The organism is Variovorax sp. 01N429 (assembly GCF_056399425.1).
The window spans coordinates 89,641-114,595 of sequence record NZ_JBFTRG010000019.1; the positions used below are offsets into that span (position 1 = coordinate 89,641).

A 24,955-nucleotide genomic window follows, 5' to 3' on the forward strand; every position below is an offset into this window, starting at 1 on the left:
AGGGGTATTGAAGGTCAATGGTTGTTCAGGGCTTGCAAAGCAAGCTCCGTTCCGCTGGCCCTTCTCCCGAGGGCGCGTGCCGCCATGTATCGAGTTGAGGACACTGTGTCACCACGCAACGTCCTGGCGCGCCGGGTCAGTCGTACTTGAGGTACTTGAAGCGCGGGTCGTCGGGCGTGCCTTCGAGCGCCGCGCCTTCCACGGCGCCGGGTTGCCACATCACGACGTCCTCGATCTTCCTGGCGAGTTCGAAGTCCTTCTCGGTGATGCCCTTGGCCGCGTGGTTCATGAGCTTCACCGTGACGAAGGCGTACGACACCGTGAGATCGGGGTGGTGCCAGGCGGCCTCGGCCAAGTGGCCTACCGTGTTGACAACCATCAGCGTTGCCTTCCAGCCGCTGGTCTTGAACTTGCGACGAATCCATCCATCCTCGAAGTACCACTTCGGCAGCTCCTCCGCGAGCCGCGCGACGGTTTCTTCGGGCGTGAACACGTCGGAAGCAGACTTCTTGCGCCATTGGGTCATGTCGGTCTCTTTCAAAGTGATGCTCATTGAATGCTATGACGCCGAGGACTGCAGCGTGCGTCGACCATCGGATAGCCGCGACGGCGAGAGAGGAGTCTGAATGAACAGTGTCGAGCGTTTCGCAAACGCCAGCGTGACCACGCTGCTGGCTGTGCTCGGGGTCCTGAATGCCTCGGCGGCTGACCTTTCCGTCGATCAAGTCAGGGCCGCGCTCGCGAGCGCATCGCCAGCCGCGGTGGCCGACCTGTCGGGCAAGGACCTGTCCGACCTCGACCTGAGCAAGCTCGACTTTCGCAATGCCAACTTGCGAGGCACCAGCTTCTTCGGCAGCAAGCTCGTTCAGTCCGACTTCCGCGGCGCAGCATTGGAAGGCGCCAACCTGAACGGCGCCTGGCTGATGGGCACGGATTTCACCGGCGCCAACCTGACGCGCGCGAGCCTGCTTTCGGTCGTCATCCTGGGTGGCGAGGTCAAGAAGATGCCCATCTTCAAGGGCGCCAACATGACCGGGGTACGGATGATCGCGGACCTGCCGGGGGCCGACCTCTCCGGAGCCAACTTCAGCAATGCCGTCGTCGGCGTCAACATCAAGAACCAGGGAATGGGACAGATGCGAACCGATCTGGCCAGCGCCAACCTGGCCGGCGCCACGCTGGCTGGTGCCGACTTCAACCGGTCGTTGATGACTTTCTGCAATCTCACGGACGGCAATCTGCGCGGCGCGAACTTCTTTCGCGTCAAGCTTGGAGGCGCCGACCTCACAGGCGCCGACGTGACCGGGGCCGACTTCACAGAGGCCGATCTGGATGGGACGGTCTTTCGCGGCGTCAAGGGTTTCGCCGAAGCCAAGGGCCTTGACCGCGCAGCTAACCTCGAGAAGATCGTTCGTTGAGCATCCTGCGCGATAACAATTCAAACGCCGAGGAGACACCATGTCCGGCAACGCACGCGCGTTTGTTTTCTCGTCAGCGCCTGTGGCCACGGCGGTCCTGCTGCTGTGCCACGGCCTGACGGCCCACGCACAGGACGAGACCAGCGGTGAGCCCGCACCGGCCGTCCGGGCCGTGCCCGATCTGCCCACCATCAACGTCATCGCAGTCACGCCGCTGCCCGGCATCGACGTGCCGCGCGACCAGATACCGTCGAATGTGCAGACCGCGACGGACGCAGACATGGAGCGCTTCCATTCGCTCGACCTCTCGAACTTTCTCAACCGCGCGATCGGCGGCGTGACCGTCAACGAGACCCAGGGCAACGCCTTCCAGCCCGACATCAACTACCGCGGATTCACGGCGTCTCCCCTGCTGGGCACTCCTCAAGGACTCTCGGTGTTCCTCGATGGTGTGCGGCTGAACCAGCCCTTCGGCGACGTCGTCAGTTGGGATCTGTTTTCACGCACGGCCATCGCGTCGATTGCGCTGATGCCGGGCAGCAATCCTTTGTTCGGCCTCAACACCCTGGGGGGCGCCCTGTCGATCCAGACCAAGGACGGCATCCACTATCCCGGCACCTCGGTTCAGGTGCTGGGCGGCTCATACGGCCGCGCGGCCGCGGAGTTCGAGACCGGCGGCTACAACGCCGACAACGGCATGCATTGGTACGTCACCGGCAACCGGTTCACCGAAGATGGCTGGCGCACAGCATCGTCTTCCGACCTGAGCCAGTTGTTCACCAAGGTCGGACGGAAGACACGCGACGGCGACGTGTCGCTGACGCTGGCGCTCGCCGACAACGACCTCACCGGCAACGGCGTGCAGGAACAGGGCGCGCTGCAGCGTGACTGGGGCAGTGTGCGCTCCATCCCCGACAACACGCGAAACCGGTCCGCCTTTCTCAACCTGGCCGCGGTGCAGGTCTTGAGCGATTCGCTCACCTTCTCGGGCAACGCCTACTACCGCAACATCAACGCCAGGACCTTCAACGGCGACGTCAATGACGATTCCTTCAGCCAGCCGGTCTACCAACTCAGCGCGGCCGAGCAGGCGGCACTGGCGGCCGCCGGTTACACGGGATTCCCGACCAGCGGGGAGAACTCGTCGAACACGCCCTTTCCCAAGTGGCGCTGCATCGCGAACGCGCTGCTGAACGCAGCGCCGAACGAGCAGTGCAACGGCCTGGTCAACCAGACGGAAGCGCGCCAGACCAACTATGGCCTCGCGGGCCAGTTGTCGGCGCAGGCGCAGACCGGCCAGGTCGGGCATCAGTTCGTCGTCGGCGCTGCCTACGACGCCAGCCGCGTGACCTTCACGCAAGGCACGCAGTTCGGCTACCTCAATCCCGATCGCACCATCACGCCGGTGTTCGGCCCCGGCGCCTTCGCCGACGGCAGCCAAGACTCCGAGAACGCGTTCGACGCGCGGGTCCATCTATCGAGCCGATCGAGCACTGGCAGCATCTATGCCACCGATACGATGGAGCTCAACACGCGGACGCACCTGACGCTGTCCGGACGCTACAACCACACCTCGCTGACGAATGTCGACGGCATCACGCCTGGAGGAGGACCTGGTTCGCTGGACGGCTCATACACCTTCGCACGCTTCAATCCTGCCGCCGGGCTGACCTTCGCGGCGAACGAGGTGGTCACCCTCTATGCAGGTGCAAACCAGGGCAGCCGGGCGCCCACGGCGATCGAGCTGGGTTGCGCCGACCCGGCGAGCCCCTGCAAGCTGCCGAATTCCTTTGCGGGTGACCCGCCGCTCAAGCAGGTCGTCACCACCACCTTCGAGGCCGGCCTGCGCGGCACAGTGGTCGGCACCGTGGCCTGGAACCTCGGAGTGTTCCGCTCCGACAACCGCGACGACATCCTTTTCGTTTCGGACAACTCGAGCGGCTTTGGCTACTTCAAGAACTTCGGCAAGACACGGCGTCAAGGGGTCGAGATGGGTCTGCAGGTCAAACCCGCCGCCAGCTGGACCTTCGGCGGCAATCTGAGCCTGCTGGATGCAACCTACCAAAGCCTGGAGACGATCGACGGCTCGGGCAACAGCAGCAATTCCTCCGCCGCCGCCGGCTTCCCCGGCACCGAGGGGACCATCCAGATCAGGCCCGGCAATCGCATCCCGCAGCTGCCGCTGCGCAGCCTGAAGCTCTTCGCGGACTGGGAGCCTGACGCGCACTGGCGTATCGGCGCCGACATGAACGCGGTGAGCGGCACGACCCTGCGCGGCAACGAGAACGGCCTGGACTCGCCCGACGGAATCTATTACACCGGCTCGGGGCGCAATGGGGGATACGCAGTGTTCAACCTCGGCGTCGACTACAAGCCCAAGCCGGGACTGAAGTTCTTCGTCCAGGTCAGCAACCTGTTCGATCGCAAGTACACGACCGGCGGCCAGCTTGGAATCAACGGCTTCACCACGAACGGCAGCTATATCGCGCAAGCGCTTCCGGCGAACGCGAATGGCGATTTCCCAGTCAGTCGCGCAACTCTCCTGTCGCCGGGCGCGCCGCGCACTGCGTGGGTCGGATTGCGCTACAGCTTCGGAACCTGAGCGGAGCGTTTTAGTGGAAGGTGGTCGCGGTCTACTCCGGGCACATCGTGCGCTTGCTCAGGTAGCGCGTAGACGAATAGAGCAGCAACGAGCGGCCGCTTTGGGCCCGATAGCGGAAGTACCCGGGCTCATCGTCGAACGTCGGGTCACCAGCGCTATTCGGACGCCCATTACCTGCTCTTGGGGAAGCTGCGTAGAGCAAATTGCCTTTGCATGAGGACGTGATCAAGGCCGGTGTCGCACCCGGTTCTTTAGGGCTGGCCAAGTAGCTTCGTGGCGGAACTCGTCAGTAGCTTCTCGCTGATCACCTACTTCTAGCATGCAAGCCATCGCGAGTCATTAAACTCAGGCTCCAGTCTCGCCTTCGCCGCGGGGTGGTTCTATTAACCCTCCGCGCCAGCTCGCCTTGAACCGGCATGACGACCTCTCATCTCAAGCGCCTGAAACTCATCCTCGTTTCCACGTGGACTCTTTGCGTAAGCTGGTGGGCACCCTCAAATCGATTTGCTCGCAATCAAACCACTGACCCTGAGTGCGCGAGCGTGCAATGAGGCCTCGCGTGACCATCCTAGATCGATCTCGATTTCGTAAGCGGCGCGCTACGGAACGCAGCGCTCTCGCGCAACATATCGACAGCGTTGATGTGTCCGGCGGCGAGGGCGTCGAACCCATCGAGACTCCCTATTTCCGGCGCAAGTTGCGCATCCTCGACGAGGCTTCGGAACGCGAGATCCTAGACTCGAACCTGTTGGGCCTCGAGCGATCCGTAGTCGTTCTCGGCGAGCCAGGTATGGGCAAAAGCGAGCTCATTGGCGAGCTTGGTCGAGCTGGCGGCGTGGCGCCAGTGTCGGCTCCGAGATTCATGCTGAGCAAGAGTCCGGGGAGCTATGTGACCTCAGGGTGCCCGTTGCTGATCGATGGCTTGGACGAAGCGATCGCGCGTGACGAGAACGACGCGCTAGACCGGGTTCTCGCTCAGCTTGAAGATGCTGGCTGCCCTAGGTTCGTCCTCTCGTGCCGCTCTCGGGAGTGGCAATCGCGTTCGCTCCGCAGCTTCAAGGAGATCTACGGGGCCGAGCCGCTTGTGGTCTCGATCGAGGAATTCACGCGCGAGGAGGCCCGCGCGTTCTGGTCGTCGCGCAGATTCACGAGCTCCGTCGACCCCGTCTTGGACGGGTTGGACGAGCAAGGCCTCTCGGACCTCTACCGAAATCCGTTGACCCTGAGCCTGCTCGGCCGCGTCGCCGACAGCGGGAAGTCGCGGCCTGCCACACGAGCCGAGCTCTTCGGACACGTCTGCGAGCTGATTTGGCGTGAGGAGAACGACGCTGGCCAAAACACGCAATTGGCACAGATCGGTCAAGAGCAGGCCCTGTCGTCGGCTGGCGCGTGCATGGCGGCGATGATCTTCGGCGGCGTCGATGCAATCAGGCTGGGCGGAATCGCGGAACGTCAGGAGGGTGAGGTTTGGATCGGCGACTTGGAGAATTTGCCCGGCGGCGCCGACGCGCGCTCCGTCGTCGCTTCCAAGCTTTTTAAAAGTGTCGGGGTGGGCCGCGCCGCGCCCATTCACCGCGTCATCGCGGAATTTCTGGGCGCTCGGTGGCTTGCCGCTCAGGCGACGACCAGCCTCAGCAGGCGTCGACTTCTCGCCCAATCTCACGGCGGCGGTGCGGTTCCGTCGAGCTTGCGAGGTCTGCATGCCTGGCTCGCGTTCCATAGTCCCTACCTCTCGGCGCGCGTCATCGCGGCCGACCCCTTCGGCTTGCTTCGCTACGGAGAGACGGCCGTTCTCGACGCAGCTCAGGCCGCAGCCCTGCTCAACGCCCTAGAGCGCTTAGCGCGCGCGGACCCATATTTCCGCGCGCAAGACTGGGACGCCCGCTCGGCGAAAGGACTTGCCCAGGCTTCTCTCGCGCCTCGGATTGACGCGATCCTGGCCGACGCGGGATCGAACTTCCATCTTCGAACCTTGCTGCTAGAAGCGATCAAGGACACGCCGCTCGCCTTGTCCCTTTCAGCCATCCTCGAGAAACTCGTCCTCGATGACGCGCGCTACTACGGCGAACGCGAGGAGGCCTTGATAGCGGTGTTTGCGCACCGCAGTCGGCCATTCTGGCAGACTGCCGCGCAGGCGCTGGTGGACCAAGCCAGCGAAGACTCCGCGCGTCTAGCCGGCCGACTCATTGAGATGCTCGGCTACGACGTGGCCGACGATCTCCTCGCGTCGACGCTGCTGGCAGAGATCGGCCTGCAGGTGTCGCAGTTCCCTCGCGCGAGCGAACGTCAACCCATCAGGTTCCGTCGGTTCGAAACGCTCGTCTCTGAGCTGACCCCGTCGCGCTCGAAGACGCTGCTCCGCGGCATCTCTTCGCGTGTTCCGCCGAGGGCGACCGAAGACCACGACTCCCGGCGCGACCTATCCGAGATCCTCGCGCTGCTGCTCTTGCGAGCGCTGCGAGGCGGCACTATCGAGCTCAGGGACGCGCCGTCCGTTTGGGCTTGGCTCGGTCAGATCAACGAGCAGTCCTCCGCCGACAGGGAAACTCTGGAGCAAATCCGTGACGCGTTCGATGGGCGCGACGAGTTGCGACACCCTATCCAGCGATACGGGATGCGGACCGCCCTCAAATCGAAAACGCTGTGGCAAGCAGACCACCATATGCACTTGCGAGGCATTGGCCTTGCCCGCAATGCGGAGGACGTGGCCTACTTCCTGCGCGAGGTGGCTGCGAAGCGATCGCGCTCGCGGCGCGCGAGGTCCGATTGGAGCGACCTTGTCTCGCTAGGCGTCAGGACCGGAAGGGACAACCGGGAAGTGCTGGCGGCGGCTCGGACCTTCCCCGCTTTCCGGCTCAAAGAACGCGCGGCCATCCGCCGCGCCACGCATCCGTCAAAGCCTCCGTGGAAGATTCGACAGGAGGCGGAAGACGCAGCCCGGCGCGCGCGCGACGAGGCGGCCCATCAACAAGCGATTGCCGAGTTCACAGCGATCGTTCCGAAGATCAAGGCGGGCGACCTTGACGCGACGTGCAATCCCGCGAAGTTTTACCTGGGAGTTCTGATCGCCGCGCGAACCCAAGAGAAGATGCCGCCAGAGGAGCGGATAGTCGCAGTCTTCAACGAGCAACTCGCAAAAGAGTTTGCCGCCGGCTTCGAGGCGACGCTTCACAAGTCGGATCTGCCAACCCTGCAGCAAATCGCGGACAGCCACGTGCAGGGCAAGATTTGGCACGTCGCCTACCCGCTTGTTGCCGGCTTGCTCCGAAGACATCGCATCGGCCAAGGGTTCTCGGGAGTATCCACCGACACGCTGAAGAAGGCGCTTCTCATCTGCATGCAGCAGCGTGGACTTTCCAGAGACGACGACAACGATCATCTGCGCGTCGCACTCGAACAGGCCGCCGCACGGCAACTCGCCGACAAGCGCGCTCTGCTGCGCTCTTGGATCGAGCCGTATTTCAATGCCCGCCTCTCGCCGCATCATGAGCTAGGGGTGATCGAGCGCATGCCGTTGTGGAACGACGCCATGGCATCGCTCGCGCGCGAATGGCTTCTCGGTTACCCGGAGATGCTGGTGGACGCCGAAATGGACCTTGTGGACGCGCTGTCTCGCACGGGGGGGGTTTGCACGATCGTCGAGGTGGCCAAGGCTCGCGACGCGGGCATCTACCGGGACGACGACCAAGCGCTCGCTTGGCTGGCGATCGACGTCGCGTATCGGTTCGAAGAGGTCCGTCCCGAGTTGGCGAACGTCGGCCGCGACCATCCTCAATTCCTGTGGCATTTGCGCGACCGACTGCAGACGAAGCGGCGAGGCCCTCTTGTCGACGCCGGCCTCGGGGTCTTCGCTTGGATCGTTTCCGAGTTCCGGAGCGCATTTCCCCACACCACCATCTCAGGTCCCAGCAGTGGCGACAAGAACGCGTTTGACGCGACGGACTTTCTTGTTGGCTTGGCCTCCGCAATCGCCGGCAACACGTCGGATCAGGCCGCCCAGCTCATGGCCAAGCTCGTAGCGATGCCGAGCGACACCTACTCCGATGCGTTCCGGCACTTCGCCGCCGAGCAGTCGCAGAAGCGAGCCGAAGAGAGCTTCGCGCCGCTCCTACCAGCCGAGCTCTCCGCGATTTTGACCTCCGGCGCGCCATCCAACATTGATGACCTGCGATCGGTGGTCGGGGAGGAGCTGGCCGAAGCGCAGAAGGTCTTGTTGGCCGACGACCTTGACCAAGTTCGAGATTTTTGGACCGATCAGAACATCCCTCGCGACGAGAACCGCTGTCGCGACCGTCTTGCGGCTCTCATCCAAGGCCCGCTTTTCGACTCCTATGGCGTCAGTCGCATGACCGAGGCGGACATGCCTCAATCGAAACGGGCCGACCTCGCTTTCGCGCGCGGCCCCAAGCAGCTGCCGATGGAGGTCAAGGGCCAATGGCATCCCGACGTTTGGGATGCGGCCAATTCGCAATTAGCGGCGCAATACCTGATCGATTGGCGCTCGGAGGGTCGTGGAATTTATTGCGTCCTGTGGTTCGGCGACGTGCCCTCCGCCACGGGCCGGCGATTGAAACCGGCCCCCTTCGGTGTCGCGCCCCCGTTGTCGCCCGAGCAAATGCGTGAGTCGATCATTGCTCTCATCCCGGAGGGGCGCCGACCCTTCATCGACGTGTTCGTCCTTGATCTGTCGTCGGGTAAGAAGTGAATGGCGCGGGGATTCGCTGCGGCTACGGCAGATCACTTCGATCGCAAGTAGTCGATCGCCAACCGTCACTCGGTCCGCCATGGTCGAGCGACAGTGGACGAAGGTGCGCCCGTCGCTCGAGGTTACGTTCTCCGAACGACCGGTGATTGCCATAGCTGCCGTTCAGGCCCTCGATCTCGAGTGACTGGGTCCAGTCTTACTCGGGCATCCATTCGGTGTCGACTCGCACCTTCTCAGGGCCAAATGCGCGGCATGAGCAACATCGCTTCCATCTCAAAGTCTGAGATCTCTCGCGTAGCGCGCAAGCAGAAAATGGAACTTCCTGCCGCAGCGGCTGATTATCACAATTAGAGCGGCCTGCGCTCGACCGCTCCGTTGAACGCGCCGCCACGTCCAAACTTCACAAACTTCAGCTCTCAAGCAATTCGGCCGGGAGAGCGCTTGCTTGACCGCTGTCTCAATCACACCAGCGACCTGATGGTGATCGCACCTTCTTGACCGCCGCCGCACTGACCGACCATGCTGCTGTCAGCGGCCCAGGGGATTTGAGGTTTCGGCAGTTGTAACCGACCAGTGATCGGATGGAATTTCCCGACAGATGTTGATTAACCGTGACAGACCTCAATACTTCCCAACATACCAGTGGGAAGATGGCAAGCTGACCCACAGTGCCTCGCCATACCCGAGCGGCGACATCGATGAAGCTGACAAGGACTTCATCTGCGACGCGTCCAACAGCTATCTCGCAAAGAGCCTGATCGGGCTCATGCTCCCCAAGCTCCTCGACGGACCAGTCTTCGAGCCGCGTAGTAACTAGCGCATTCCGGTGCCCCTGGCGGGTGCCGGCGCCGGCTGCTTCACCTTGAAGCTGGTCACCAGCGGCGGCACGCCGGCGCCGCGGATAACGGCGCCACGGATCTGCGCAGCAAGCCACGTGTACAGCAGCGCGTAGTGGAAGTGGTCGTCGCCGTTCGAGGGCTTCATCCACAGCGAGATCTTGCCGTCCTCGGTCACCTTCTGCGCGCGCTTGGAGGCGATCAGCTGCGCCTTGATGTCCGGCGCGTCCGGCGTCTTCTTGATGAGGATGTTGCCGCTGCGAATCCCCTCGAGCAGCACGTCCAGCGCCGCGTGCTTGTTGACCGAGACCTGGCGCAGGGCGGTCTTGCCCTCTTTCTCGTTCTCCTCGCGGCTCGTCGTGTCGTAGACGTTCAGGCCCTTGCGTGTCACGAAGTACGCGGCGAAGAGGTTGCGGTCGGTCTCCTGCAGGTGCAGCAGCGTCTCCACGTAGGGCTGGGCGTCAAGCACCTTGGCGGTCACGCGGTACTGGCGCGCCAGCTCCGGGTAGCGGCGGCGGAAGTCGCCGATCGGGATCTGCTCGGTGTGCACGATGATCATCTGGCCTTCGGTCGTCACTCCGGCAACGAAGAGGCGGCAGATGAGACCCATGTCCGAGCCGATCACGTGGGTCGTCAAAGGGCTCGACTCCATCTCGACGAGCATGCGGTCGACGTCGTCGGGGGTCAGACCCGAGTCGGCGTCCTCGGCCGGCAGGCCCAGGTTGAAGTTCACGAAGTCGGCCCAGCGCGCGTAGCTGGTGCTCGCGCGCACGAGGTACGGGATCTCGATGATGTTCGGCGCGTCGAAGGGCTGCACCTGATAGCCGGCGGCCAGGTGCTTCTCCAGCGAGTTCTCCACCACCCACTCGCGGTTCTCGGGCTGCAGGCTGGGCATCTTGCCGCAGTGCGGGCACAGCAGCACCGCCTCCTGATAGCGCACGTGCGCGAGCTTGGCCTTGGTGAGCTTGCTCAGGTCGTCGTAGCCGGGGATCTTGACGTGCGCCAGGTAGTCCGGGCAGAAGCGGTGGCCGCAGTGGTGGCACTTGACGAAGTTCCAGTGCCGGCGCGAGTCGCGGAAGGCAAGGTCGATCGGGCCGCCTGGAACGCTCGGCGTCGAGAGAAAGGTCTGGATCTTGTGCTGCGAGTGGGTGAGGCGCGACTGGAACTGGCCCGCGATCTCCTGATTGGCGAAGTCGTACTCGTCGTAAATGACGGCGTCCGCTGCCACCGAGATCGCCGCGGTGTCGCTCGAAGCGCCGCGGAAGTAGAGGAACCCGCCGGCGCCCAGCTGCTTGACCTCGGCCGAATCCGAGCCGTCGCCGCTCTTCACCGCCTGCCGCAGGAAAGGCGACCCCGTGATGATCGGGTTCAGGCGCGTCTTCACGTACATCTGCGCGAAGCTCAGCGCGTACCACCTCCTACGGGCGTGCGTGCCTGAAGGTTTCGCCATTGATCGCCAGCTCCGGCTGGACAGTAAAGAAGAACGCGGCGCCCTTGCCTACTCTGCCCTTGGCCCAGATGCGCCCGCCGTGGCGTTCGATGATCCGCTGAGCGGCCGTGAGGCCGATGCCCTGTCCCTCAAACTCCGCTGAAGTCGGAAGTCGATGGAATGGCTTGAAGATCCACTTCGCGTCACCCGGATCAAAACCGGGGCCGTTGTCGCGCACGAAGAAGATCGTTTCGGTCAGTCCCGCCCGCGCCCCGACCTCGATGATGGCCGCCTGCGTGAGCGCCGTGAACTTCCATGCGTTGCCAATGAGGTTGGACAGCACCACCTTTAGGAGTCTGGCATCTGCCGTCGCGTACATCTGCTCCTGAACGCGAACGTCGACCAAGCGGGTCGGATTTGCGGCCCGCAGCGACCGCACGATTTCATGTGCCATCAACGTCACGTCGAGATCCTGCCGCTTGACGGCGGCCTTTCGCGCAAGCCCCAGGGCTCCCACGTCTTGTGCGAGTCCTTCCATCTTGATCGCGGACGCAAGGACATCCTCGCACGCGTCCTCGCCCAACGCCGCCACCTTCTCGGGGTGAGCTTGCAGGATGTTGCGCAGCTGACCGAGCGGGGTCGAAAATTTTTGCGACAGCGAGATGGAAAAGTCTTCTATCTGATCAATTTCCTGGCGCAGTTCGCTTTCCTTCCTTCCGAAGCCTTCCTCCACAGCGCGCAACTGGCGGCTATCTCTCTGGTAAACAAACCAGCCTGCATAGCACAGAGCAGCAAACAAGCTCAGGCACGACGCCGTCCAGGTCACACGTTCTTGGGCGAAGTCACGCCATGGTGCAACTACTTGATCTAGAGGAAAGCCAACACGCATCACGACATCAACGCCTTCGAGTTTTCGGTAGCTGAGGATCCGCGTAACACCATCAAGTTCGCTCGTGGATTCGTATGAGCCGTCCTCGTGGATCGGACTACGGTGCACCCCAATGACTCCTTCGATGAAGGGGTGACGGAAAATGACCTCCCCATTGCGCGAAAGGATCGAAAAGCTGGCCTCCCGCAAATTTCCCAGCTTCTCGTAAAGGTCTCGCATGTAAGAGAGGTTGATCGCCACGCCGACCACGCCCAACATCTTTCCGTCGCTCGACGCAATGACGCGGGAAATGGGCAGAACCCAACCACCGGTCATCTCCGAATACTTGGCATGGTCGATATGAATTCCAAGATCCATCGGATGGCTGAGGTGATAGGCGACGACTGGGCGGCCTCGCACCGACTGACCTTCCCGAGTTTTTGACATGCCAACGCTCGCCATGACTGTCCCGGTCGAATCGATCACGAACATCGCTTGCGTGCCGACAGAGTCACCGGCTGCGCGCTTTAGTTCCGCGCTCACCTCCGAGGCTGCGAGACCGCGCGGCCCCCCGTGCGCTTCCATCGAGATCGAGACGGCGTTCAGGCTGGAAATGGCGCTGCGCGTGACCGCGGAGAATTGCTCCGCAAGGCCGAGTGTCTCTTGCTGTGTCCCTCGGCGCGCGTTCTCAAGCGCCGCATTACGCATGGGCAGCGTCGACCACCAGGCGGCAAAGGTGACAAGAACGATGGCAGCGAGGACGGCCAGCCCCGAGAGAATGCGGAGTGCTACCGAGCGGGACAACATGCCATCGAGGTGAAACTAGAGTGCCGTGATACTAGCTGACGGCGCCGGCAGATTGATTTCCCCCGCGCGAGCGCGGACCACTTGCGCTTGCCGGGCCGGGTCAGAGCGGGCCAATGTACTCGCCGCGCGCCGGGTAGTCGTTCTTCACGACGAAGTCCAGGGCCTGGATCATCTCGCCGAAGGGGGGCCGCACGAACGGCATCGACTGGACGGAAAGATAGTAGACAGTACGATCGGGCCGAATCAGGAATACGCCGGGTTCCGAGAAGAGCGGAGGTTCCTCGATGCCGATGGATGTCCTCCCGCGGGACTCGGAGATGTACAGGCCCCAGTCGCGCGCCACCGCCAGTGGCAGACCGTACCCGACGCGGAGCTGCGACGCCCGGATCTTGTGCGACATTTCCCTCGCACGCGCTTCGCCGTCGGAGCTGATGGCGATCGTACTCACGCCGCGCTCCTCGAAGGCCGGCGTCAGCCGCTCCAGTTCCTTAAGGTAGTTCGTGCAGATGGGGCAGTGCAGGCCACGATAGAAGCAGACGAGCGTCATGCTCCGAGGCTCTTCCCGGGCAAGATCGAAAGAACCGTGGGCGACGGTGTCGACGATGAGTTGCGGTGCGGCTTGGCGTGGAACGAGCATGGCACAGGGCCTGGTCAAGTGGAAGTGGATGGGATTGTTTCGCGCCAAGCATTCCCGGCGGTCCGGATTTCGTGTCGGCGAGTCCAGTTCCTTCGCCGAGCCCCCGTCACTTGTCGAGCCGCCCTGGTCCACATACTCGTAGAAGGCAGGCGCCGGAACACCGTGCGGCTGGCGATGTGTCCAGGAGTCCGGTTCAAGCATCCGATCGTCGCGCCGTGGTCCATGAGCGGCGCATGCCGAGTGTTCTCGCGGAGGTACGCGCTACATTGAGCGCTGGTACTCGGACGACGGGAGTCACCGCTTGCAGCCTGAGCAATGGGACCCGGTAGTCATTGGGTCCAGCCGAGCCGGGCCCGCCCTTCGGCTGGTACGCGACAAAGAACGCATTTCTTCGGGTAACGACCTTGCCACGTTCGTCCACTTCCGCGCCTGGGCCGGCCGCTTCGGGCAACTTCCTCCGGCAGGCGATTGACCGCGACATCGCGAGTCGCACTTATGCGTCTCGCCGCTGGGCAGGCAGTCCTGGAGAGGCCCGCCATCACGCCGGCGGCCCGCCGGACTGGGCCCGGATTCGCACCCGGTTCCCGCCGGAGCCCAACGGCTACCTGCACATCGGGCATGCCAAGAGCATCAACGTGAATTTCGGCCTGGCGCGAGACTACCAAGGCGCCTGTCACCTGCGCTTCGACGACACGAATCCCGAGAAGGAAGAGCTCGAGTTCGTCGAGGGCATCAAGGATGTCGTGCGATGGCTCGGTTTTGATTGGGAGGCAGGCGGCACCCGGCACCTCTACCAGGCCAGCGACTACTTCGATTTCATGTATCGCGCTGCCGAATACCTGATCGAGGCGGGGCTCGCGTACGTCGATGAACAGGATGCGGAGCAGCTGCGCATCCATCGTGGCGATTTCGCCCGTCCGGGTGTTGACAGCCCGTACCGGGAGCGCAGCCCCGCGGAAAGCCTGCACCGCTTCCGCGAGATGCGCGACGGAAAGCTACCGGAGGGAGCGGCGATCCTGCGAGCCAGGATCGACATGGCGAGCGCCAACATCAACCTGCGGGACCCCGCCCTCTACCGTATCAAGTACGCGCACCATCACAACACCGGCGACAAGTGGTGCATCTACCCGATGTACGCCTTCGCGCATCCTATTGAAGACGCGCTGGAGAACATCACCCACAGCATCGCCACGCTGGAATTCGAGGATCAGCGGCCGTTCTACGACTGGCTGCTGTCCCATCTGGCGCAGGGCGGCCTCATCAACACGCCGCCGCCGCGCCAATACGAGTTCGCCCGGCTGAACCTGACCTACGTGGTGACCAGCAAGCGCAAGCTCAAGCAGCTGGTCGACGAAGGTCACGTGGCAGGCTGGGATGATCCCCGGATGCCCACGATCGTGGGTTTGCGACGCCGCGGCTACACACCGGGCGCGCTCCAGCTCTTCGCGGAACGCATCGGCGTGAGCAAGGAGCAAAGTTGGATCGACTACTCCGTCCTCGAAGGTGCCTTGCGGGACGACCTGGAGCCCACGGCCGCTCGCGCCATGGCAGTGTTGGACCCCGTTCGCCTGGTCGTTACCAACTGGGACGAGGTCATGGGCGCGGGTCATCTGGAATCCTGCTCGGCATCGATCCATCCCAAGGCACCGGAGCGCGGCGAACGCACGTTCTCCTTCGGGCGCGAGTTGTGGGTGGAGCGCGCTGATTACGCCGAGTCACCGAGTCCCGGCTTCCATCGCCTGTTTCCCGGCAATGTCGTGCGGCTGAAGTCCGGGTACGTCGTGCGATGCACCGGTGCGGTGAGAATGGCCGACGGAGCGCTGGCCGAGATCCACGCAGAGGTACTACCGGAGACCAAAAGCGGCACGCCGGGTGCGGCCGCCATCAAGGTCAAGGGAACCATCACCTGGGTGAGCGTCGCCGATGGCGTAGAGGCGGAAGTGCGCCTGTATGACCGACTCTTCGCTGTTCCGCGACCCGACGCCGGGCACCGCGGCTTCCTGGCCGAACTCCATCCCGCCAGTGTCCGGCGCGTCACGGCGTACGTCGAGCCGTTGCTTCGCCAGGCGACGCGCGAAGAGCGTTTCCAGTTCGAGCGCATCGGCTACTTCGTAGCGGACAGGGAGGACCATGCGCCGGGTCAGGGCAAGCTGGTCTTCAACAGGATCACGACTCTGAGGGAGACGTTCGCCGGCTAGGGAGCAGGCGGGGTCCGGCGTCCACGGTGGTGTCGGTGTGCGGATTGCGTGCGCCGAGGACCGTAAACACGGTGGCGGCAATGGCGAGTCCGCCGTACCCGAGGGCGATCTGCGGCAGCGAGAAGGTGTTGGACAGCCGGCCCGAGATGAGGCTGGGAAAGGCAGCGGCACCATAGCAGAGCAAATAGATCGTGCTGAAGATCGGCGCGCGCTCCGCCACGGGGCTGCCTTGCAGCAGGCCTCGGGTAGCCGCGCTGATGGCGATGCCTTGCCCGGCGCCCGCAACAACGGTTGCGATGATGAACAACGTCAATGTGCCAGCCGCGATGGCCGCGATGACGCCCGTCAATCCGGCCAGGAAGGTGATCATGCCGATGCGCTGGGCGGCCGCAGATGTAAACCGGCCGCCGAGGGGAGCGCCGAGAACACTGGGGGTCATGTAGGCGGCGAACACGAGTCCGAGGATGAGCGGACTGCGGGTGTGGAGTTGGTCTTCCACCAGGGCAGGCACGAACGCCTGGTAGAAGGCCCCGGTCGCCCAGGTGGCGAGGAAAACGGCTGCCGCCACGGCGAGCAGGTGCCTCACTCGGGACGGTACGCGAACCCGCGGTAGAAGCGATCGCCATGCGCCCGGCGTCGGGGCTGCCGTTTCCGGGCTGATGGCGATGAGAACAGCAGACAGCAGGAGAAGGCAGACGCAAACCAGGTAGATCAGGTCGCGTGGCCAGGGGCCTAACTGGACGAGCGCGCCGGAGCCGATGGCGCCGACGGCGAGGCCAAGCATCGGCCCCTGGCTCGAGGCAACAGTGGCCAGCCATTCGGGCTTGCTCGGAGCGGCGTCGACGATGTAGGCGCTCAGGCTGCTGCTGGCCAAACCGGTCCCCATGCCCACCAGGAACCGGCCAGCCAGCAGGGTGCCGACGTCGTGCACCTCCAGCAAGACCAGGCAGCCAAGCAGGATCACGCCGAGACTGGCCATCGCAGTGCGCCGGCGACCCACGTGATTGGACAGTCGTCCCAGGACCAGCAGCGCGGCGATGGTTCCGATGGCATACACGACGACAGCCATCGAAATGCCCGCGTTGGTGAACCCGTCCTCGGCTCGGTAGATGTTGTACAGCGGGATCGGAGCGGCCACCGCGGCAAAGGAGACCACGAGGGAAAGCGCCGCGGAAAAGAATGCCAGCCGGAGCATTCCGCGCCAGTGAGCCGGGTTGGTGTCTCGTGCCACCGTCCCGGCGACTTCACCGGCCATCGACGAGGAGCGCAAACTCGCTTGTCCTTCCGGAGCCATCACGGGCGGACGCGGATGATCGTCTTCCCCGGGCGTCGCATGGTTGGACTGAAGGCCGCGACGGCATCGTCGAGGGACGCGACGGTGCCGATGTTCGTCCGCAGTCGCCCATCCCGCACACGCTGCACGATCTCATGCAGTTGGGCGCGATCGGACTCGACGACGAAGTCGATCGCCACACCGTCGGCGGGTCTCACCTCCGACGGCCCTACGATGGACACCAGCGTCCCTCCGGCCCGAAGCAGGCGCGCCGACCGCTTCCCGATCTCGCCGCCAATCAGGTCGAACACCAGGTCGACTCGGCCCACGTCTTCCAGCGCCTCGCTGTCGAGGTCGACAAACTCGTTGGCTCCGAAATCGAGCGCAGCCTGGCGGTCGGCGGCGCGTCCGGTGCCGATGACGTAAGCACCGAACTCGCGCGCGAGTTGCGTCACCATCGATCCGACCGCGCCTGCTGCACCATGCGCAATGACACTCTGCCCCGAACGAAGGCGGCCGTGCTCGTGCAGGCCCTGCCACGCAGTCAGGCCGGAAATCGGCAGGCTCGCGCCGACGGTGAAGTCGACGTCGCCCGGCAGCGGTGCGAGGTTGCGTGCCTCGACGGCCACGAACTCCGCGAGGGTGCCGTCGCGGTACCAGTCCGTGAGGCCCAACACACGCTGCCCGACCGACAGACCCGTCGTGCCGTAACCGAGGGATGTGACCACTCCGGCCAACTCGTGCCCGGGGATCGTCGGCGTCCGGTCGCGGCCGATGCGGTCGGCCCAGGTCGAAGGCCAACTCAGTTCGGTGTTGACGAATCCCGACGCATGCACCTGAACGACGACGTCGTTGATCGATGCCTGCGGCTCGGGCCGCTCCGCCAGTTTCATTCCGGCCATTCCCACGGCCTGGTCCGAGACTGTGATTGCCTTCATGGTCTACCTTTCATGTTGCGTGTTCGCCTGCACCGCAGGCAACCCATCTGTTGAGCTCCCTAGCGCTCCGCCTTCGTCGCAGGAAGCACCCAATCCGGCCGGATGTAATGGCAGGTGTAGCCGTTCGGCCTGCGCTCCAGATAGTCTTGATGTTCCGGCTCTGCTTCCCAGAAATCACCCGCCGGCACCACCTCAGTCACGATCTTTCCAGGCCACAGGCCGGTCGCATCCACTTCGGCGATGGTTTCGTGCGCGATGCGCTTCTGCTCCTCGCTGGTGTAGAAGATGGCAGACCGGTAGCTCGTGCCGGTGTCGTTACCCTGCCGGTTCCGGGTCGAGGGATCGTGAACCTGGAAGAAGAACTCCAGCAGATCGCGAAACCCAAGTCTTTTGGGATCGAAGATGACTTCGATGGCTTCGGCGTGTGTGCCATGGTTGCGGTACGTGGCGTTGGCGACGTCCCCGCCTGAATACCCCACCCGAGTTGTTATGACGCCGTCACGGCGCCGGAACAGCTGCTGCATCCCCCAGAAGCAGCCGCCGGCAAGAATCGCGCGTTCCGTGGTCATGGCGTCTCCTCTTCGCTGCAAAACTTGATCATGATTAACCTTTACTGGCCGCATCTTCGGACCCTCGACGATCCACAAGTTCGGGGTCGCCATTCTCCTGCGCCAGGGAGAATTCTCCGCCACGCCATCAGCCTCCGCATCCGGCAAACGTGTCAACCCGTCCTCGAGTGATATCGAAACTTCGGCGCGATCGCGTGGAGGCGCAGATCGAGTGCTCCGGAGTCCGGAAAACGTTGCAACGCGTCTCCGGCATCTAGGCCGGCCGGTCCTCGGTCGCTACGATGGGACTCTGCTCACTCGCGCAGTCAGACCAAAGAAGGAGCTCCCCCGTGGCAACCAGAGGCTTTACCGGCCGTCGCGTCGATCCCGAAACCGCTGCACGCTTGCCGCCGGGACAGCACGCGACTCAGGACTTTCCGGTTCTGTCGGCGACCCCGACACCGCAGATCGATCTGGGCGACTGGAGGTTCACGCTGAAGCAGGGCTCCAGGCCGATCGCCAGCTGGTCATGGCTGGAATTCAGCCAGCTGCCTCGCACCACTTGGACAGGCGACATCCACTGCGTCACCTCATGGTCGAAGTTCGATATGGCCTGGGAGGGGGTGTCCATCGACCATCTCTTGAAGGAGGCGGGTGTCGGGGAGCTGACATCATTCGTTCTGGCCGAGTGCTACGGCGGCTACACGACCAACGTTCCCACTGCGGATCTGGTGGGCGGGAAGGCGATGGTGGCGACCGTGTACGGAGGGCGCCCCCTGTCTGTGCAGCACGGAGGCCCTTCGCGCCTGCTGGTTCCGCACCTGTATTTCTGGAAGAGCGCCAAGTGGTGCAATGGCTTGAAATTCACCGAGCGTGACGAAGCAGGATTCTGGGAACTGCGCGGCTATCACATGCGGGGCGATCCGTGGAAAGAGCAACGGTACTCCGGTGACCGTTAGCCCGACGACTCGCCTGCACTGGTCGCCGGCGACGGTTCGGGCGAAGCGCCTTGCCACCCCTGACGCCGTCAGCCTGCTGCTGGAGAACACCATCGGCGAATACGTGGCAGGCCAACACGTGGACATCCGTCTCGTCGCCGAAGACGGGTACGAGGCGCGGCGCAGCTACTCGATCGCGTCCGCTCCCGGCAGTTCGGCGCTGGAGTTCCTGGTCGAGCGCCTGCCCGGCGGAGAGGTGTCCCCGTTCATCGCGGACGAACTCCAGCCTGGCGACACGCTCGAGATTCGCGGCCCTGTCGGCGGACATTTCACGTGGACGCCTTCGGATCGCCAGCCCATCGCCCTCATCGCGGGCGGCTCGGGCATCGCACCGCTGATGTCGATGGTCCGGCATCGGTCTGCAGCGCCGGACCCGGCAGCTCCGGCGCTGCTCCTGTACAGCGCCAGGAAGTGGTCGCACATCGCGTTCGCGGCGGAACTGGAGAGCCTGGCGGCGAGCGACTCGAGCTTCTCCTTTGTCGCAACGACGACCAGAGAGCCGGCGCGGCGGCCCGGCGACTTCGGCCGACGCATCGACATGGAAATGCTGGCCGCGGTGCTTGACTCCAGGAGCGACCGCCAGGAACTGGCGTGCTTCATCTGCGGGGCCACCGAATTCGTGGAAACGGCGGCCACTGCCCTCGTGCGGCTGGGGGTACCAGCGGAGGCAGTAAAGACGGAGCGATACGGAGGCGCCTGATCCAGCCTCAGGCAACCGCCCGGATCTTCCAGTCGCGCCCGCGGAATGCGACGACATCGCCAGCGGCCGCGCCTGCGAGAGCCTTGTAGATGGGCGCGTCCGTGGAAATTCCCATGTACGTCACGCCGTCGCACTCGAATGCCTGGCTCGCAACGCCTATGACGTACCAACGGCCGTCGACCTGGACGGCAGCGCCCTCCTCCACGCGCGACTTCGGCCCGAAGTCGATGGACTGCAGGCGTTTCAGCGCGGCCTCGTAGGTTCGCGTCGGCCCCTCGAAGTACTCCGCCAGTTCGGCATTGCCGAATTCCTGCGATGCCTGGTCCTGGTCAACGGGTTCCGTGCGATCGCGCCTCGCCGCGGCGAGGTAGGCCGCATAAGCGTCGCGCGACTGCCGCAATTGCGCCTCCTGGAGGTTCCTGATGGTCGTCTGAAGGGAAGTCTTGCTCAACATGGTCTGCTTTCGATAGGTGCGGGCGCTCAGGTTTCCGCCAGGACGATGGCTCCGTCGGAGACGTACCGGCAGAAATTCGCAAACGGCATGGCCGCCTCCTCTCGCCAGTTGCCATCCGACCACGTAAACACGGCGTCACCTGAGGAGAATGTGATCTCGACCGAGCCCTTCCGGATCTCCAGGAGCGGACCTTCTCCCAGGCGAAACTCCACGCGTCCCAAGATGTTCGCCGTCACGGAGGAGGGCGTTTCCGTACTGAGCTTGAAGAACGAGTTCAGCTCCTTGCCGCTTGCGGGCTTGCCAAAGTCGAAGCGGCCGTTTTCGGCGATCGACCGCGCGGCGCGCATGAAACCACCCCAAGCGCTGCGCGCGAGCGCCGCTCCTACGCTGATGCGCCGCACGCCGAGAGATGCAATCTCGTCGAAGGTCAAGGCCGTGTCTGGCCCGACGAGCACGTTCAATGGCTTGGGGTGCACGGCATTCACGAGCGCCGCGATGTCCTCGCGCCTCGTGATTCCGGGGGCGTAGAGGACGTCGGCGCCTGCTTCGGCATAGGCCCGCACGCGCAGGATGGTGTCCTCCAGGTTGGGGTTCCCGACCGAGAAGTTCTCCGCGCGTCCGATCAAAAGCGGTGCATCGGGCCCGTGCTCGTCGAGCACGGCACGCGCCGCCCGCAGCCGTGCGACAGAGGAGCCGATGTCCCGCACGGGATTCGAAGGAATGCCGCTGGCGTCCTCGAGCGAGATGCCAGCGACCCCGGTGTCTACGGCCTTGCGAAGGTTGTCGGCGAGTCCGGCTGCACTTTGCGCGAAGCCAGATTCGAAGTCGGCGTTGACGGGGATGGCCGTCGCATCGACGATGTCCTGCAGGTGCTCGAGCACATCGTCCAGAGACAGATTCCCGTCCGCGCGTGCTCGTGACCAGGCTGCGCCTGCACTGGTGGTTCCCAAGGCCTTGAACCCCAAAGCCTGCAGGTAGCGTGCACTGCCCCGGTCCCAGGGATTCGGCATGACGAAGCATCCGGACTGATGCAGTTCACGAAAGGCGCGGCGACGTTGGGCAATGTCGGCGGGTTGGGATGACATGGAATTGCTCCTGAATAGCTCTCTGCGGAAGACGAAGGCGCCAATGCTCCCCAGCGGCAAGGTCTGGCCCCCGCCCTGGGCGCGATCGCGTGAAGGGCGACCGAGTCGGTTATCGGGAAGCGAAGATGCATTCTCTGCCGTCATCGCTTAACGGCATCGGTCGGCGAACTCGTGGACGCAAGGTAGTGAATCACCGCCTGGCGATCGGCCGCCGAAGCGAGGGAAAACGCCATCGCAGTACCCGGAGCGACCGATTGCGGGTCCCGCAACCACATCTCCAGGCGCCGCGCATCCCAGCGTCCGTTCACGCGCTTGAGGGCGCCCGAGTACGTGTAGCCGGCAACAGAGGCCACCTCGCGGCCCACGACGCCGCGCAGCATCGGGCCCACGCGGCTCGCGTCGAGTGAATGACAGGCTGCGCACCTGCTTTCGAACAGCGTCGCGCCCGCGCTTGCGCTTTCGACGACCTGCGCCGCCACGGATAGCGGCAGTGCGCCAAGGACGGCCAGGAGCGCCATCGTGCCGGCCACCGGCAAGGGACTGGTTCGCATGCGGTTCAGCCGAACAGGTAGGCCCGGGGGCGGATCTCCAGCCCCTGCGCGTTGTTCAGGGTCGCCCAGTGCACTGCTTCGTCGGCCGCGAGGCTGCTGAAAAGCTGCGCCAGCTTGGGGTCGCGCAGCGCCGCGACTTGGCCGACATAGGCGCTCGCCGCTCCCTGCTCGAGCTTGGTCGCGAGAGCCACCACATCGCCCTCGGTCTTGAGCGATCCCAGGTTGAGCGACTCCACGTAATGGCCGTCCGCCTGCGGCTGGACCGGCGTGCCCCCCGCCTTGGCAATGAGCGCGGCCAGCGAGTCCCGGTGCTGCTCGTGGTGCCCCATGAACACCTTCGCGATCTTGAGGGTGCCGGGCTTGAGCAGGCCGCTGCCGCCAGCGAGCCGATATGCGGCGATGCCTTCGTGTTCCAGTGCGAGGGCCGTCTGCATGACCGACACGTCCCTGGATGCGTCGTTCGACTTGCGCCCGGCCGCCATCGCGGGAGTGGATGCGGCAATGAGACCCAGGCCCGCCAGGCCGAGGAATGCCCGGCGCGGCTCCTGCGCGATCGGCTGGTTCAGGGGTGAAGACATAGCTGGCGTTCCTTCGGTGAATTGAAAGTTTCCGTGGTGCTCGGGTCCGCAGTTCCCATGACTGCGTCCACTCGGTTTCGCGCGTGCGCCAATGTCGCACCCGCCTGCCGATTCACTCTAGCGGTCATCTCACGCCAAGGACCGGAAGAAGGCGTTGAAACGGATGCGGTGGTGCATTTGCAGGACTTCAGGACACGGACTCGCCGCTGCGAATTGCGCCGAGCGTGTTTCCGCGCCGGAACTCAGCGATTTCGTACCATCCGGGTTCGGGACGCGTTTCTTCACAGCGTCACCTGGAGCCTGAGCTTGCACGAACATCCTGTCCTACGCGCTTCTCCCGCTGATCTCGAGAGCCTTCTCGGAACTCTGGAGGTGAACTTTGTGGCCCTCACCGAGTGCTTGGTCAGCATGGGATACAGCCTGGAATTGGGCGGCGTGAACGCGCCGGGAATCCACTACAACCTGGTCGGCAACGGTCGGGCCGTGGTGGATAACGGGGACCCCATCCCATTGATGCCGCACACGCTGATCGTCGTTCCGCCGAAGTCACTGTTCCGCATAGAGGTTGAAGGGACCAACGGCTTTTCCGGCTTGCTGTCGATCAACGGTCGAGTGCAAAACAGGTCACCGGACGCAATCCGGAAGGTCACGGCAGGAAATGGCGACCCTTCGCTGGTTCTTGTCTGCGGTTACTTTCACGCCACCTATGGCGCGTGCACGGACCTCTTCGGCGGGTTGACGGAACCGATCTTCGAGCAGTTCAGTGCCGAAGATCAGGTGGATGTCAAACTGCAAGCAGCGATCAACGAGCTCGTCGCGCAGGAGATCGGAAGCGGCGCCATGAGTGCCGCCTTGTTGAAGCAGGTCATCGTCCTGCTCTTGCGCAGGTCACTTGTTTCGATGAACGCATGGGTGGAGCGCTTCTCGGTCATCAGTGATCCCCTGGTTGCGCGCGCCTTCGCCGCGATGGCCATGCGCCCGGGGGACGACCACTCGCTCCACAGCCTTGCCCATCTGGCTTGTCTCAGTCGCTCTGCCTTCGTGGCCCGATTCACGGACACCATCGGAAAGCCGCCGATGCAGGTCCTTCGGGCGCTGCGATTGCGGCAGGCGATGTCCCAGCTCAAGGCGAGCGGCTTGCCAATCGAAGCAGTCGCCCGCAACGCGGGTTATGCCAGTCGCAGCAGCTTCGTCAAGGCGTTTCGAAGGAGTTATGGGATCGAACCGTCCGAGGTGCGTCGCATCGATCCCGCCTAGGGATGATGCCTCCCGAGCGCCTTTTGCACTCCATTCTGCGAGACCACGTCGAGCTCCTTGCCGGTGGCGATGCCGGCGACGTACTCGCTGAACGACTCGATCACGTCGTCGACACCACGCACCACTTCCAGCCTGGCCTCTTCGACGTCCTCGCCGTTGCCCAGGCCCGCGCCGAACTTGCGTGCCTTCGCTTGCCATGAAACTACGCGCTTGTTGTGCTCTTCCGGAAGCCGTGTCGAACCTAGAGCAGTTTGCTCAGTGGCACGCGAACCAATGAGAATCGACTTCAAAGCTGTCTGCGTGGTTGAGATTCAACGGCGAAAAGTAAGGCGCAATCTGAGCGACACGGCAGAGGAACTGCGCCTCCTGTACGAGGCGGAACTGAGCCGCGGCCAGCCTGAAGTCGCCACGAGAAAGATGTTCAATGAAATCTTCGACCGACTGTCTGCTGGCTTTGCGCACGGCCTTGTGAAGTCGCTCCACAGCGCAGGCCTCGAAGGTGCGGCGAATGCTGCGCCGTCCTGGAACACTTCACCGGGCCTCATGTGCACGCCAGCGTTGCGACGCAAGCATTTCGGCGCACATCGCTCGATCCGACCCAGAGGCGCAAGGCAAGAACCAGTGATTTTGGAGATGTATGTCACTGCCTCTATCTTCCCTACGTCGATGTTTTCCGCGCAGATGGCTTCGCGGCTGTGGCCATCAGGGATGCCGACATGCCAGTTCGTACTAAGGTGGTCCCAAGCTTCTTGGAGTTGCAGGACGTGATCCGACTCGCGCTTTCTGAATGAAATGGCGAGGACGGCCGAATTCCTCAATCATCAAACAAGGAGTGGACCACGAAGAGCTGCGGCGACGCTCGGCTTGCCCGCTACTCGGAACGAAGCGGTCTCAAAGCCTGGCTGGATCGAAGGACCGCAACCAGTTGCGGATTCAACCGGTCGATGCAACCCACTGATGACTGCCGTAGGCAGAAGGAGTGTTGCAGATGGCTTACCGGACGCGAACCTACTACACGGACAGCCAGAAGGCATTGATGTGGGAGCGATGGAGGCAGGGATGGACCCTGCATC

General features: G+C 63.8%; 19 protein-coding genes and 1 pseudogene. 8 read left to right on the top strand and 12 right to left on the bottom strand.

Annotated elements, in window-relative coordinates:
* Positions 1 to 136 precede the first annotated feature (136 nt).
* Positions 137 to 526: a 4a-hydroxytetrahydrobiopterin dehydratase gene (locus AC1DSF_RS25650; protein ID WP_478183682.1), complete on the bottom strand. Its 390-nt coding sequence runs from the start codon at positions 524 to 526 to the stop codon at positions 137 to 139.
* 100 nt (positions 527 to 626) lie between these two features.
* On the opposite strand from AC1DSF_RS25650, the gene AC1DSF_RS25655 reads away from it, so the two are divergent.
* The 4 genes from AC1DSF_RS25655 to AC1DSF_RS25670 all read left to right on the top strand — a co-directional run bounded on the left by AC1DSF_RS25655 (position 627) and on the right by AC1DSF_RS25670 (position 9,542).
* Complete coding sequence (locus AC1DSF_RS25655) at positions 627 to 1,418, top strand: pentapeptide repeat-containing protein (RefSeq protein WP_478143899.1); 792 nt, start codon at positions 627 to 629, stop codon at positions 1,416 to 1,418.
* A gap of 40 nt (positions 1,419 to 1,458) precedes the next feature.
* Positions 1,459 to 4,020, top strand: coding sequence for a TonB-dependent receptor (locus AC1DSF_RS25660; protein ID WP_478183683.1), 2,562 nt, complete (start codon positions 1,459 to 1,461; stop codon positions 4,018 to 4,020).
* Between the two features lie 862 nt (positions 4,021 to 4,882).
* Entirely contained in the window at positions 4,883 to 8,725 is a 3,843-nt protein-coding gene (locus tag AC1DSF_RS25665) for an NACHT domain-containing protein (protein ID WP_478183684.1), read from the top strand.
* A gap of 598 nt (positions 8,726 to 9,323) precedes the next feature.
* Positions 9,324 to 9,542, top strand: a complete 219-nt coding sequence (locus AC1DSF_RS25670; RefSeq protein WP_478128116.1) for a hypothetical protein — start codon at positions 9,324 to 9,326, stop codon at positions 9,540 to 9,542.
* On the opposite strand, the gene AC1DSF_RS25675 is transcribed toward AC1DSF_RS25670, so the two are convergent.
* From AC1DSF_RS25675 to AC1DSF_RS25685, 3 genes are all read right to left on the bottom strand, one after another.
* Positions 9,539 to 11,011, bottom strand: a complete 1,473-nt coding sequence (locus tag AC1DSF_RS25675; protein ID WP_478128117.1) for a phage terminase large subunit family protein — start codon at positions 11,009 to 11,011, stop codon at positions 9,539 to 9,541. The genes AC1DSF_RS25670 and AC1DSF_RS25675 overlap by 4 nt on opposite strands.
* Entirely contained in the window at positions 10,980 to 12,665 is a 1,686-nt protein-coding gene (locus AC1DSF_RS25680) for an ATP-binding protein (protein ID WP_478128118.1), read from the bottom strand. The genes AC1DSF_RS25675 and AC1DSF_RS25680 overlap by 32 nt, the downstream gene beginning before the upstream one ends.
* Positions 12,666 to 12,765: 100 nt before the next feature.
* A complete protein-coding gene (locus tag AC1DSF_RS25685) occupies positions 12,766 to 13,302 on the bottom strand; it encodes a peroxiredoxin-like family protein (RefSeq protein ID WP_478128119.1) in 537 nt (178 codons plus the stop codon).
* A 404-nt stretch (positions 13,303 to 13,706) separates the two neighbouring features.
* Between AC1DSF_RS25685 and AC1DSF_RS25690 the strand changes: the two genes are divergently transcribed.
* The gene (locus tag AC1DSF_RS25690) at positions 13,707 to 15,500 is read left to right on the top strand and encodes a glutamine--tRNA ligase/YqeY domain fusion protein (RefSeq protein WP_478128120.1); all 1,794 of its coding nucleotides are present in this window, start codon (positions 13,707 to 13,709) and stop codon (positions 15,498 to 15,500) included.
* On the opposite strand, the gene AC1DSF_RS25695 is transcribed toward AC1DSF_RS25690, so the two are convergent.
* From AC1DSF_RS25695 to msrA, 3 genes are read right to left on the bottom strand one after another with little or no spacing between them, the layout of a single operon-like run.
* Entirely contained in the window at positions 15,469 to 16,770 is a 1,302-nt protein-coding gene (locus AC1DSF_RS25695; protein ID WP_478128121.1) for an MFS transporter, read from the bottom strand. The genes AC1DSF_RS25690 and AC1DSF_RS25695 overlap by 32 nt on opposite strands.
* 23 nt (positions 16,771 to 16,793) lie before the next feature.
* On the bottom strand, positions 16,794 to 17,711 hold the full coding sequence (locus AC1DSF_RS25700; protein ID WP_478128122.1) for an NADP-dependent oxidoreductase: 918 nt from the start codon (positions 17,709 to 17,711) through the stop codon (positions 16,794 to 16,796).
* A 59-nt stretch (positions 17,712 to 17,770) separates the two neighbouring features.
* Positions 17,771 to 18,280: a peptide-methionine (S)-S-oxide reductase MsrA gene (msrA, locus tag AC1DSF_RS25705; protein ID WP_478128123.1), complete on the bottom strand. Its 510-nt coding sequence runs from the start codon at positions 18,278 to 18,280 to the stop codon at positions 17,771 to 17,773.
* A gap of 329 nt (positions 18,281 to 18,609) precedes the next feature.
* Between msrA and AC1DSF_RS25710 the strand changes: the two genes are divergently transcribed.
* The gene (locus AC1DSF_RS25710) at positions 18,610 to 19,218 is read left to right on the top strand and encodes a sulfite oxidase-like oxidoreductase (protein WP_478128124.1); all 609 of its coding nucleotides are present in this window, start codon (positions 18,610 to 18,612) and stop codon (positions 19,216 to 19,218) included.
* Positions 19,208 to 19,957 carry an FAD-binding oxidoreductase gene (locus AC1DSF_RS25715; RefSeq protein WP_478128125.1) on the top strand — a complete coding sequence of 250 codons (750 nt, stop codon included), beginning with the start codon at positions 19,208 to 19,210 and terminating at the stop codon, positions 19,955 to 19,957. Before AC1DSF_RS25710 ends, AC1DSF_RS25715 begins: the two co-directional genes overlap by 11 nt.
* A 7-nt stretch (positions 19,958 to 19,964) precedes the next feature.
* On the opposite strand, the gene AC1DSF_RS25720 is transcribed toward AC1DSF_RS25715, so the two are convergent.
* The 4 genes and pseudogenes from AC1DSF_RS25720 to AC1DSF_RS25735 all read right to left on the bottom strand — a co-directional run bounded on the left by AC1DSF_RS25720 (position 19,965) and on the right by AC1DSF_RS25735 (position 22,625).
* A complete protein-coding gene (locus AC1DSF_RS25720) occupies positions 19,965 to 20,411 on the bottom strand; it encodes a hypothetical protein (protein ID WP_478128126.1) in 447 nt (148 codons plus the stop codon).
* 260 nt (positions 20,412 to 20,671) lie between these two features.
* Positions 20,672 to 21,496 (bottom strand): annotated as a pseudogene (locus AC1DSF_RS25725) (isocitrate lyase/PEP mutase family protein); the annotation flags it as partial.
* Positions 21,497 to 21,636: 140 nt separating this feature from the next.
* Entirely contained in the window at positions 21,637 to 22,047 is a 411-nt protein-coding gene (locus AC1DSF_RS25730) for a c-type cytochrome (protein WP_478128127.1), read from the bottom strand.
* Between the two features lie 5 nt (positions 22,048 to 22,052).
* Positions 22,053 to 22,625, bottom strand: a complete 573-nt coding sequence (locus AC1DSF_RS25735; RefSeq protein ID WP_478128128.1) for a ferritin-like domain-containing protein — start codon at positions 22,623 to 22,625, stop codon at positions 22,053 to 22,055.
* A 372-nt stretch (positions 22,626 to 22,997) separates the two neighbouring features.
* On the opposite strand from AC1DSF_RS25735, the gene AC1DSF_RS25740 reads away from it, so the two are divergent.
* Entirely contained in the window at positions 22,998 to 23,882 is an 885-nt protein-coding gene (locus AC1DSF_RS25740) for an AraC family transcriptional regulator (RefSeq protein ID WP_478128129.1), read from the top strand.
* Here AC1DSF_RS25740 and AC1DSF_RS25745 read toward each other — a convergent pair.
* Positions 23,879 to 24,172 carry a hypothetical protein gene (locus AC1DSF_RS25745; RefSeq protein ID WP_478128130.1) on the bottom strand — a complete coding sequence of 98 codons (294 nt, stop codon included), beginning with the start codon at positions 24,170 to 24,172 and terminating at the stop codon, positions 23,879 to 23,881. The two genes, AC1DSF_RS25740 and AC1DSF_RS25745, sit on opposite strands and share 4 nt — an antisense overlap.
* Positions 24,173 to 24,955: the final 783 nt, after the last annotated feature.